Consider the following 12,533-nt stretch of genomic DNA (forward strand, 5'->3'; position numbering starts at 1 on the left):
TTGTTAAAACACCTTTCCCCCAGCGTATATTTTCCCCACTATTTCGGATACAAACCAAACATTCTATCCCTTTTATTAAACTTTCATATTTACACGGGGTCGTTATTACAAATCGTCTGATACAAACTATCGCCATATGAAAGTAACAATCAAACACCTTTGTCTTGCTTTTGCCATCGCCTCGATCATGATATCGTGCGGCAAGGATTCCGGTTCCGATGGCTCCTCCTCCTCGGACTCTACTACTACCAGCACAGACGACACCAATCCTGACCCTATTGATGTCACCAGCTGCGACGCCGAAACAGGCATCAACAAAATCATCTGTCTCGCCGACGCCTTCAAGGCCACACTGACCTCCGCTCAGTTAGCCACCGTTCAATTGAGCTACAGCAAGTCAAACGCCATTAAGTGGTCGAACTTCCCACAGGCGCTGGTTTCCAGCTCTTACAAAAGAGTCGGTCTCAACTTCGGCTCCATGACCACCGAACAAATTCAGTATGCAAAAGCGCTGATCAAAGCAGTCGCCGGTACCACTTCAAACGAAGGCTGGGATGAACTGCAACAACTGCTCAATGCCGATGAATACCTGAACGAAAATGGTGGTGGCTCTACCTACGGCGCCGCTAATTTTTACATTGCATTCTTAGGTACGCCCGCTACTTCCGGCACTTTCGAAATTCAATATGGTGGTCACCATACTGCCTTCGCCAATACGTATACTGATGGTGCACTCGTTGGCGCCACACCTTCTTTCAGAGGGGTAGAGCCTTTCGCCACCTTCACCTGGAATGGTACCAGCAATCAGCCTATCCAACAGGAACAGGCCGCCCTCACTAGTATGCTCACCGGTCTTTCTACGGCTGAATTATCTACTGCCAAATTGAGCGCTACTTATAGTGATCTTGTTTGTGGGCCGCAGAATGACGATGCTTTCCCTTCTACACAATCAGGTATTGCCTGCAGCAACCTGACTACTGCTCAGAAGAACCTTGTATTGGCTGCTATCAGAACTTATGTAGCCGATGTGGCAGATACCAGCACGATCATGACCAAATACACCAATGAACTGGATCAGACCTACATCTCTTATTCAGGTAGTACTGAAATGACTACACGTAATGACTATGCACGCATTGACGGTCCTTCTGTATGGATTGAATACTCCTGTCAGAACGGTGTGGTGCTATCCGGTACACATCCACACTCTGTATGGAGAGATAAATCTAATGACTACGGTGGTAACTGATTTTAATTAAAATAAAAACAGGTTGTGTCACCAATACGATACAGCCTGTTTTTATCCGGGTACCCCGATGAAAGCTGATAGCGATTCTCTGATCCAACCTCTCTATATAGCATGAGACTTTTAGTATGTGTATTCTTATTATTATGCGGGCAACACCTCTTCGCGCACCCCATGCCCAATTCAATCGTGAGTTTGTCAATACTGGACCACAGCATCAAAGGCGAAGCCAAAATGCCGATGCTGGAACTAGCCAGTGCCCTTCAACAAACCCGGATCGATACCATCGACCCAGCCTATTTTCAACAACATATACGCGCATTGTCTGGCGACCGTCAGTGGACTACTACCATTGACCGTCAGTGGACTACTACCATTGACAGTATCCGGATGACCACAGATACCGATCCCAATGTAGGCCGGTATCAGGAGGTCCTGGTCTACTTTGAAATGACACCTCCTGACCCTGCACTGCTACGGGATTTTAATTTCCGCTACAATGCTATTATTCATGAAGTAGTCACGCATAAAATTTTAGTCTTCGTAAAGCAGGACTGGAAAAACGGGATTCAAAACGGGGAACAGATCGGCATCATTAAAATGGATACCCGCTCAGGGAAAGTATTTCCCATGTACATCAACCTGGAACATGGTACTTACTGGAGGGGTTTCAAAAACATGGTCATGCTGGGTATTGAACATATCCGCGAAGGTACCGACCATCTTTTATTTCTATTAGCCTTAATGCTGCCAGCTGCAGATAGAATAAAACGATTGATACAAATCGTGACCGCCTTTACCATAGGTCACTCCATCAGCCTGCTATGTGGCACTTTAGGCTGGATTGTGATCCCTTCTCAATGGGTGGAAATCGCTATTACATTTACTATTTTAATCAGCGCTATTCACATCATCCGTCCGATATTCAAAGGGAAAGAAGCCTGGATTGCAATTACCTTCGGATTTATACACGGTCTGGCCTTTGCCTCCGCGTTAAATAATTTAGACCTTGTACCCACCGAAATGGCGTTAAGTATTTTAGGCTTTAATATCGGTATTGAAACCATGCAGTTATTCGTACTGCTTTGTACGGTGCCCTGGTTATTATTGATCAACAATGTCTGGATAAAATACTTGGGGGGAGTAATCGCTATCATCGCCAGCCTGGGCTGGATGATAGAAAGAATTTCAAATGAACCGAACATTATCTCTGCACAAATAGAACAAATTCAGGGCAAGTGGTTTATCCTTGTTCTTGCAATCATCGCCATTATAGCCTACGTTACCCGCTGGGTGAGAACCCGGTCACTTTCTTAAATAAACAATCATGGCCATTATAGCCTACGTTACCCGCTGGGTGAGAACCCGGTCACTTTCTTAAATAAGCAATCATGGCCATTATATCTTCCGGTACTCGCTGGGTGAGAGCCCGGTCACTTTCTTAAAGAAGCGTGCAAAGTAATTGGGATATTCAAAATTCAATAAATACGCAATTTCAGAAACGGTGTAAGAAGTATAACGCAAATGCTTCTTCGCCTCATCCACCAGGTGATCCTGCAACAGCTGATGCGCCGATTTCCCGGCCACACTGTTGCAAACCCTGTTCAGGTGCACAGGCGTGATGCCCAGTTCTCTTGCATACTGATCGATGCTATATTTAGAACCCGCTTCACTGATCCGCTTCTGTAACTTACGAAAGTAGGAGAGAGAGATACTATCCGATTCCTGCATTACGACACTATTCTGTCTCCACAAGCGATACAAAACAAGAAAGAGCTGCTGCAACATCGCCGTTAGCATCTGCTGCTTTTCATACCGGGTATCGAATAGTTCTTCATGTAATTCTTCCACCAGTTTTACCACATATCTGAAAGTATAAGGCGGTGCATAATGGGTTAGTATCTGCAAACTTTCCAGCATTGGTGCAATGCTGCTTACCATGGGAAAGATACTACTGACCAGTTTGTCGGAAATAGTCAGAATACGCCCTTTAGTAGTGGCATGGTAGTTAAACCCATGGATAGCCAGAGGGGGGATTAATAAAATAGATGGGCCTGTCAGCCATGTCGCTTCATTGTTCCCTAAAAACTCAGTCTTACGTGTCTCTATCAGAAAGATCTGGTAGAGATTTGTATGAATGTGAGGCTTGATTTTCCAGTCAAAATTTTCACTGCGTGTTTCCAGTAATTCAGAAAACAGGTACTCTCCATCTGGTCTGGGGCCCGATTCTCCATACAACCCTTCAAAATGTGTGATTCGCTTCAATCGACAGAATTTAGAAATATCCTTTGATCTGTTTTATCGCCCAAAGTTTGATTTGTGTCAGGAAATTACGGAAAATTTTAGTGTTAAAAAATATGACCATTTCCAACCACCTGAATTAGGTGCAAACGCTAACTCAGGGTTTTGTAGTAGCTTGAACGGATGTATTTACTGGCAATTGGTCATTCCCTCATTTTAACATCGTCACCATCGCTGATACCTCTTCTGTAGTTGTATAATCACTACCACTATATCCTGTAAAACGGAAACGGATATTTCCCGTTTTGTCAATCACAAATTTTGCAGGAATACCCTTTACATCAAAAGCACCTGCTGCTTTATATGCTTTTATATCCAATGGCACATCAAATGGATAGTGGTTGTCTGTGAGGAATTTCTTTACTTTCTCTGAAGGATCCGCTTCTCTCTCCCATGTATCCACAAAAAGGAATTTTACATCCTCATCTTTTTCAAACCGTAGCATGGCTTCTTTCATAGCAGGGAAGGAGCTTATACAGGGGCCGCACCAGGTAGCCCAGAAGTCGATCACCACTACTTTCCCTTTTAGTTCACTCAGGGTGATTTGTTTGCCTTCCAGGTTCTTCAATGTAAAATCAGGCGCAGGTTCATTGATCTGAGTTGTTTGCAGATGTGCAGTCAGCTGCAACAGGAATGCTTTATTCAATTCAGCGGCATAGGCATCATATCCTTCCCTGCCTTTTAGTTTTTCATACAGTTCTTTGAGTTCTGCTTTCATTTTCTTATCTGCCAGCCCCGTCTTTGTTGCTTCAGCAGCTATATCCATGGCTTGCTGATCTTTACCAAGGTGTTTTAGCGTACTAAAGTAGATCGTATAGGTGATTGGCTGTGTATGATTGTCTTTATAGGCGATCTCTATGCATCTGAGTGCCTTTGTATATTCCATGTTTTCATGGAAGATCATGGCAGCCATCTGGTATTCTCTGGTGCTATCTACTGATTTGTCCATGAGGACAGCCGCCTCTTTACAATGGTCTTTAGAAAATAGCTCCCTGGCCATCCATCGCTGTACATTCAATGTTTTTATACTGTCGGTATACAAGAAGGCTTTAGCGACGTAACCAGATTTTAGATAGCCAACAGCCAGTTGTCCCCTCATATCATCGTAAGTAGCTATTGCATCTTTTGAAGGGGGTGGAAAGCGTTTAAGAAAGATGTGATACATCGCATCCTTCTTAAAAGGATCTTTTTCATCATTGACAAAGTTAAATTGCTCCTGTTTCGCCAGCTGTCCATCGGGCCATTTCTGTTTGCCTGCCTGTAAGATAGAATCTGCCTTCGCAGTATTTCTCATCTGGAAATATACAAACCAGGCGATCATCCAGTTCGTCTCATTTTCACTCTTTATATCATTCTCCAGTCGCATCTTTAGTTCGGCCTTGTCATTTTCCTGTGAGGAGGAAACCAGTTTTGCATACACCTGGTATATGCTATCCATGTTCTGTGCCCTGGCACCAAAAAACAGGAAGGTTAAAACGCACAATGAGGGTAGTTTTTTCATATTATAGTGAATATAGGGTTTAATCCTGGTGGCTGACCCCGGCACCTTCAAAAATAACATTTCTTTATGTAAAACTAAATACATAGTTTTGAAACTAATAAATTAGTTCATATGATCAGAGCCCTTCTGCTACTGTTATTATTACCAACCAGCAGGCTGCTGGCCCAACAAGCCGATTCTGTAATGGAATACCTGCAGGAGCAGGATTATCCCCGTGCCATCACTTATCTGCAAGCCCACCTGGACACAAATAATATTAAACAACAATCGCTACTGGCGTACACGTACTATCAGGCAGGAAGTTATAGTGAAGCTGTGAGCACCTATGAAAAAGTATTGGACCTGGATAGTACAAACGTATCTGCGCATCAGTACATTGCCAATATCTGCCTCAATCAGCACGCCACCGTCCTGGCAATCCCACACCTTCGCCGTATTGCCGCTTTACGGCCCAATAATCCGGTGGCTATCCGGCAACTGAGCTTTGCCCTCTTAAACAACGACGAGGCCGAAGAAGGCTTTGATTTGCTGTTAAAAGCCTATAAGCTCAATCCCGCTGATCCTAAAACCGTCAACCGCCTCGCCGATGAACGCATCGGACAGGAAATGTATACCTCCGCAGATTCCATTCTCAATGTCTACCTGCAAAAAGATTCTACCCAGTCTTTTATCACAGGTACTGCTGTCAGGTGCAACTACTATTTAAAAAATTACAGGAACTGCATCACCCTTGGCAAATACCTGATGCAGCATGAGGTGGTCATGCAGGGTGCTATGAGCTATGTTACAGCAGCCAGTTTTATACTGAAAGATTACCAGTTCTGCATAGACATCAACACCTACATGGAAAACCGCAAAAGTCCTTCTGAACAGGTCATGTACTATGCAGCCCTCGCCTGTAGCCAACTGAAAATGTATGAACAGAGTAACCAGCTGTTAAGTACCTGCATAGACCTGGCCCGCTCTAAAAGTTTGCCAGACTATTATGCTGCAATGGCATCAAATAATGAAGGGTTAAAATTGTATAAACCGGCCATCGCCAATATGGATACCGCCTACTACCTGAGCCGTGCGCCCATGCACTTATATAGTATAGGAAGAATGTATGACGTGAATATGAAGAATCAGGCAATTGCGAAAAAATACTATAAACGCTACTTACAGGAAGGTGACAGTACAGATAAACAGGAAGCGATGATCTATAAATATTTAAAAGAGACTTACTTCACAACTAAGTAAAAAACAAAGCCCACTTTCTGTTTAAACAGAAAATGGGCTTTGTATCATAAGACAATGCTTTAACCGCGTATCATAGATATCATCGCAGATATTTCCTCCAGCGCTGCATCAGCGCCACCTGAGAATCCTGAGAACTTAAAGCGGATATTCCCTGCCTTATCAATCACAAACTTAGCAGGTATGCTATTCACCTTGTAGGCTGTGGCAGCCTTGTGCTCATTTAAATCCATCAGCACTTCAAAAGGATAATTATTATCGGCTATAAACTTCTTTGTATCAGCTACCGCCTTATCATCCCTTTCCCATGTATGAATAAAGAGAAACTTTACATCGTTTTCTTTTTCATACCTCAGCACTGCCTGTTTCATCACAGGGAAAGACGCTTTACACGGTCCGCACCACGTAGCCCAGAAATCAAGTACCACAATCTTCCCCTTCAGCTCACTCAATGTCACATTCTTCCCATCCAGATCCGTCAAAGTAAAGTCAGGAGCAGGGGTATTGATCATCTGCTTGTTCAGCTCTTTCGTGATCTTTGCAACCAGCTGTCGGTTCACTTCCTGCAGGTATGCATCGTAGCCTTCCGTTCCTTTTACTTTTGTATAAAGGGATTTCAGCTCCGTTTTCATATCATTGGTCGCCTGACCAGCTTTCACTGCTTCATCGATCTTTTCAAAAGCTTCTTTATCACGACCCAGTGCAATCAGTGTTTTGGAATATGTGTCTAACACCCCTCCATTTAACTCACCATCTTCCTGATACACCTTGTACGCATTCTCTGCATACTTCAGCGCTTCTTCATAGTTTTTATCATTATACAGCATCTTTGACAAGATGGCGTTATAAGACCGATACCCAACACCAGCAAATTTCGCTGCATTGTCCTGTACCTTTGCAATCTTAAATGAATAGGAAGTGTCCACCGCTTTTTTTAGCAGCATTTCCGCTTCTTTAAAATGCCCTTTTCTAGCCAGTATATTACCAATACCAGCCCAGCCCTCACCTTTCCAGGCAGAAGTCTCGACCATGTTGGCAAATTTAACGGCTTTGGCTACACTATCGATATTAGCATATGCACCGCCGATAGCATTCCTCACATAATCATACGCAATCCTGTCCGGCCCAAACTTAGCAGGAGGGAAGCGCTTGATCAGCTGGTAATACATTGCCTCTTTCTTCGCCGGGTCTTTCTCATCATAGATGAGTGCAATCTGATCCTGTCTTACCACCAGACCCGCAGGAAACTTTTTCTTTTCAGCAATCTTAATGGAATCCACTACGTCCTTTTTATTAAGACGGTAGAATGTATTTGCTGCCAGCTGCCAATCCTCTTCCTTTTTACTTTGCAGATGTTTGTACAACTCCGTAGCCAGGTACGCTTTGTCTTTTTCATCTGTGGAAGTGGCCAGCTTATCATAAACCTTATACAGGCTATCTATGCGCTGTGCCTTTAAGGAGGCACAGCACATAGCAGCAATAACACACAATGAGGTAATCTTTTTCATGTGAATACTTTATAGCAAATGGATCATTCGTAACCCGGGTTCTGGGTCAGTTTTTGATTATTCAGAATTTCCTGATAAGGAATTGGCATCAGGGTATCCCTGGATAACCAGGTAGATTTCTCCTGACTCAATACCGCATCTGCCTGACCGGTACGTACCAGGTCAAACCAGCGGTGTCCAAATTCACCAAACAATTCTATTTTTCGCTCTTGTGCAATGGCAGTGAGCAGTTCATCTTTTGTAGCAGCAGTGGTATTCGCCAGGCCGGCACGGGTACGGACCTTATCCAGGTCGGCCTGTGCCGTAGCAATGTCATTCAATTGCGCACTGGCTTCTGCGCGGATCAGGTATTGCTCTGCCAGGCGCAGCACCACATTGTATTCATCACCTGCAGTGGCGGTACCCAGTTTGTATTTATTGACACGACGATAGGTAACCCCTCCGCTTACAAGACTATCTGTCCATGTTGTTTTCCTGTTATCTCCTGTTTCAAATTCACTTAGAAATGAATCATACAGGTAATAGTTAGGAATCGTCGTAGCAGAAGAAGCCCTGTAGCCAAAGCTGCTATAACCATAGTAAGTAGCAAACTGTAAAATGGTTTCTGCACTGCTGGTTTTGAAAGTTGTACTCAGGTCAGAAAGGGTATATGTTACATCCGTAGCGCCGATCACTTTTGTTGCATAAGCCACAGCGTTAGTGTAATCTTTCTGATAAAGGTATACTCTTGCCAGCAAAGCTTCTACTGCATACTTGTTCGCCCTTGCATGCAGGGTACCGGTATAAGTACCAGGCAGTAACTCTTCGGCAGTTTTCAGATCACTGATGATCTGTGTATACACTTCTGCTTTGGTCGATCTTGGCAGATTGGCATTGTTCAGTGCAACCGGATCGAGTGACAATGGCACGCCACCAAAGAAATTGTTCAGGTAAAAGAAATGAAATGCACGCATGAAGTAACTTTCACCTAATAACTGGTTCTTTACCGAAGTAGTCAGTGTCGTAGATTTAGTCAGCCCTTCAATCGCATTGTTTGCTTCCGCAATTACATAGTAAGGATAATACCACTGGTAGTTACGGACATTGCTGTTGGTCGTTGTTACATTCCCATTCTGGAATTCAGCCATAGCAGGAGTAGAACTGTAATAGCGATATTGAATATCATCACCCAGTAACTCTGCAGTCCAGGTATAGTACTGTAGACAATAAGTGGTAGCCCAGTAAGAGTACAATGCTACTACGGCACTGGTAGCTGTTCCGTCAGACGCATATGTGTCTGAAGCAGACAGTGAATTCGGTGCATTGTCGATTGTTACAAACTTCTTGCATGAAGTGGCGGTAAGCCCCAATGCGAGTAATATATATGATAGTTTCTTCATTATCTCTCTGCTTTTTTATAATGATAAATTCAAGCCTACAGTCATGGTACGCAGCTGTGGTACGGCAATGTACTGACCAGTACCCAGTCCGGCGCCAGTACCCGGCAGGGTAGTTTCAGGATCCAGTGTATACTTTTGTTTTGCCCATGTATACAGGTTCTGACCTCTTGCATAGATAGATGCATTGGCAATCCTGGCCTTGTTTAACCATGTTCTTGGCAGATTGTAAGTCAGGCTCAAAGTTTTGAACTTGATATAAGAGGCGTCGCCCCAGTTTGCATCGGAGGTCGCATAATAGTAATAGTTGGAAGAATAGCTCTTGCTGGCACCAGGGAAATTGCTTACATCACCGGCACTATGCCAGCGGTTTAACACTGCCGTACTTTGGTTGGTCATATCATATCCAAATGGATAGTAGTAATTATTCAGCGTATTGTTCAGGTAGTAGAACCTGTGATTGAACTGGAAGGTAAAGTCCAGTGTAAATCCTTTGTAAGAGATAGAGTTGGTCAGACCACCATAGTAAGGTACGCCTACATTACCTACATGCCTGTCCGCCGAACCAATAGAACCATCTTTGTTTACATCTTCCAGTACCGGAGCACCTGTAGTTGCGTTTACACCTGTATAGTGGTACAGGAACGGCGCATCAATAGATTTACCAACCGTGTAAGTAGTGGCATAGCTGGAGTTTTCGATATTGTCAAATTTCAGCAGTTTATTCTGATTGATGGTCAGGTTCAGCGTAGTGGTCCATGAAAAGTCCTTCGTAGCTATATTGGTTGTGTTCACCTCGAATTCCCAGCCTTTGTTCTGAATGGTGGCAGGCAGGTTACCCGCATAAGAGTTAACACCAATCTGCATAGGGGTGGTAATATAGGCGAGCATGTCAGAAGTCCTGTTTTGGTAGTAATCCGCTTTCAGCAGGATACGGTCTTTCAGGAAGCCCAGTTCCAGTGCGATATCCAGCTTTTTGCTGGTTTCCCATTTCAGGTTAGGATTAGCTACACCATTGGCGACCAGGGCTGTGGTACCCATATAGGAATAGGTAGTAGACGCAGTAGAATACAGCGGTGTATACATATAGTTCGCGATCTGGTCGTTACCGGTTATACCATAGCTGGCACGCAGTTTACCAAAGCTGATCGGTTTTATATCTTTCATGAAATCTTCCTGTGAGAAGATCCAGGCTGCACCCAATGCACCAAAGGAACCAAACTGGTTATTGGAACCAAAGCGGGAAGAACCATCTCTTCTGAAGGTACCATCCAGGTAGTATTTCTCTTTATAATTGAAATTGAAACGACCAAAACCAGCTGCATATTTATACAGGGAGTAATTGCTGCTATACACAATCACAGTGCTGGCTGCGCTGATAGCATGCAGCAATGCTTCGCTGCTGTAACCGGAACCTCTCAGTGTAGTACTGGTTGCTTTTGTCTGCTGGAAGGTCGTACCTCCAATCAGTTGCAGGTGTGCATCTCCGAAAGATTTATTGTATTCCAGGAATGGTTCCACCACCCAGTTATCATTTTTGCCTTTGGAATCCATCAGCTGGTTGTCAGTGAGGGCAGTGGAGTTCACCGAACGGTTAGGCTGTATATTCTGCTGTTCCAGGTTGGTCTGGGAGAAACCAAGATTAGCTTTGATGGCCAGGTCTTTTATGATATTGTAACGCAGGTTCAGGTCCGTGATCATGTTATACGTCTGACCGGAATACTTTTGTAACAACAGGGCAGCAGGGTTCTTACCTACACCAAGGTCCCAGTTGAAAGTACCATCTGCATTATAAGGATTGTAGTTCGGAGCCAGGTTGTACATGCTTGACAGGTCTACTTTAGGCAGGTCGCTCTTCATGTAGGTATAATTGGCGGAAAGAGAGATATTGAACCTGTTATCTTTACTGCTATGGCTGGCATTAACCCTGTTGGAGAAGGTAATGGTATTGTTCTCGCCCGGGAATACGGTGCCTTCTTTACGATAAGAAGTAGAGTAAAGGAAAGTATTCTGTGCGTTACCACCTGATATAGATGCCATGGCGCTGGTAGTTTTTGCTTTACCACCCATCGCCCATTTCTGCCAGTTTGTATAAGCTGTCTGGTCCCATTTAGTAAGGTCGTAGTCAGAAGTACCTGGTGTTGTACCTGCATTGGTAAAGGCTTCTTTACGCATGTCCAGGTATTCTTCCGTATTCATCATAGGAATAAAGCGGCTTACTTCACCATATCCATGGCTCACGTTTGCACTGACTTTAGTATTACCATGACTACCTTTTTTGGTAGTGATCAGCACCACGCCGTTGGCGCCTTTTGAACCATAAATAGCTGTTGCATCTGCATCTTTCAGTACGTCGATCCGCTCAATATCTTCAGGAGCGATCATGCTGAAAGGGCTGAGGCTACCGCTTGCGCCACTGATACCGAAGCTGTTCAACGCATCGGAAGCAGGGGTACTACCATTGAATAAGGTAAACGGAACACCATCTATTACATATAACGGGAGGTAGCCACTCAGGATGCTGGCATTACCACGGATGCGTACACGTACGCCACCACCTGGCAATCCATTGTCCTGTGTGATTTCCATACCCGCTACGTGGCCCTGCAGGGCAGTGAGTGGATTGGAAACAGTCTGTACCGCAATTTCGTTCGCTTTTACAGAACTTACCGCACCGGTGTTATTTCTTTTGGTCGTGGAGCTATAACCCAGTACCTGTATTTCATTCAGGGCGCTGAAGCTGCGTACCATGGTGATCGCAGGGATACGACTGCCTTTGGCAGTCACTTCCTTTGTGGTATAACCTACGATACTTAAGATCAGAATAGGATTTTCATCCTCTACCTCAATAGAGAAATGACCGTTCTGATCAGCAGCAGTATATTTTTTTCCGTTCTTTATACGGATGGTTACACCTGGAATAGGTTCACCCATTTCATCCTGTACCATACCGTAAATCCTTGGTACAGCAGTATCTCCCGCAGGTGATATTACGGATTTCCTTTCCTGCAGAATGATCTTTGTACCCTTGTCAACATAGACGAGGTTGGTGCCTTTCAGGATCAGGTCCAGTACCTGTGCTACAGAACGGGTACCGCTATTGACCGTTACTTTTTTATCCTTATTCAGTAACGTTGAAGAGTAGAAAATGCTGAAGCCTGATTGCTCCTGCAATTTCTCCAGGGAGGCTTTCAGGTCCGCGTCATGAACCTCATAATTAACCATTGCTTCCCTGATACTTTGACCTGATGCATGAATAGCTGCAAACAGGTTAAGGCACATGACAAATGACAAGCATACACACACAGTGACTCTCATGATAAACAATAAAATTGGTTGCGTTTTTTCTTTTGGCAATGGGTGCA

The 12,533-nt window shown here is 44.2% G+C and carries 8 protein-coding genes; 3 read left to right on the plus strand and 5 right to left on the minus strand.

Annotated elements, in window-relative coordinates; genetic code table 11:
• Positions 1–136: 136 nt before the first annotated feature.
• Both QQL36_RS23295 and QQL36_RS23300 read left to right on the plus strand, forming a co-directional pair.
• Complete coding sequence (locus tag QQL36_RS23295; protein WP_321566936.1) at positions 137–1,249, plus strand: DUF3500 domain-containing protein; 1,113 nt, start codon at positions 137–139, stop codon at positions 1,247–1,249.
• A gap of 111 nt (positions 1,250–1,360) precedes the next feature.
• Entirely contained in the window at positions 1,361–2,563 is a 1,203-nt protein-coding gene (locus tag QQL36_RS23300; RefSeq protein ID WP_321566937.1) for a HupE/UreJ family protein, read from the plus strand.
• Positions 2,564–2,644: 81 nt separating this feature from the next.
• Here the strand turns inward: QQL36_RS23300 and QQL36_RS23305 are convergent, their stop codons facing one another.
• A complete protein-coding gene (locus QQL36_RS23305; protein WP_321566938.1) occupies positions 2,645–3,511 on the minus strand; it encodes a helix-turn-helix domain-containing protein in 867 nt (288 codons plus the stop codon).
• A 187-nt stretch (positions 3,512–3,698) separates the two neighbouring features.
• A complete protein-coding gene (locus QQL36_RS23310; protein ID WP_321566939.1) occupies positions 3,699–5,048 on the minus strand; it encodes a TlpA disulfide reductase family protein in 1,350 nt (449 codons plus the stop codon).
• A 111-nt stretch (positions 5,049–5,159) separates the two neighbouring features.
• On the opposite strand from QQL36_RS23310, the gene QQL36_RS23315 reads away from it, so the two are divergent.
• Positions 5,160–6,287, plus strand: coding sequence for a tetratricopeptide repeat protein (locus tag QQL36_RS23315; protein ID WP_083723164.1), 1,128 nt, complete (start codon positions 5,160–5,162; stop codon positions 6,285–6,287).
• A gap of 59 nt (positions 6,288–6,346) precedes the next feature.
• On the opposite strand, the gene QQL36_RS23320 is transcribed toward QQL36_RS23315, so the two are convergent.
• The 3 genes from QQL36_RS23320 to QQL36_RS23330 are packed head-to-tail and all read right to left on the minus strand — an operon-like array spanning position 6,347 to position 12,486.
• Positions 6,347–7,792 carry a redoxin domain-containing protein gene (locus QQL36_RS23320; protein WP_321566940.1) on the minus strand — a complete coding sequence of 482 codons (1,446 nt, stop codon included), beginning with the start codon at positions 7,790–7,792 and terminating at the stop codon, positions 6,347–6,349.
• Positions 7,793–7,815: 23 nt separating this feature from the next.
• Positions 7,816–9,171, minus strand: a complete 1,356-nt coding sequence (locus QQL36_RS23325; protein ID WP_321566941.1) for a RagB/SusD family nutrient uptake outer membrane protein — start codon at positions 9,169–9,171, stop codon at positions 7,816–7,818.
• A gap of 15 nt (positions 9,172–9,186) precedes the next feature.
• On the minus strand, positions 9,187–12,486 hold the full coding sequence (locus QQL36_RS23330) for a SusC/RagA family TonB-linked outer membrane protein (RefSeq protein ID WP_179091127.1): 3,300 nt from the start codon (positions 12,484–12,486) through the stop codon (positions 9,187–9,189).
• Positions 12,487–12,533 lie beyond the last annotated feature (47 nt).

This window comes from Chitinophaga sp. LS1, from assembly GCF_034274695.1.
Lineage (GTDB): Bacteria > Bacteroidota > Bacteroidia > Chitinophagales > Chitinophagaceae > Chitinophaga.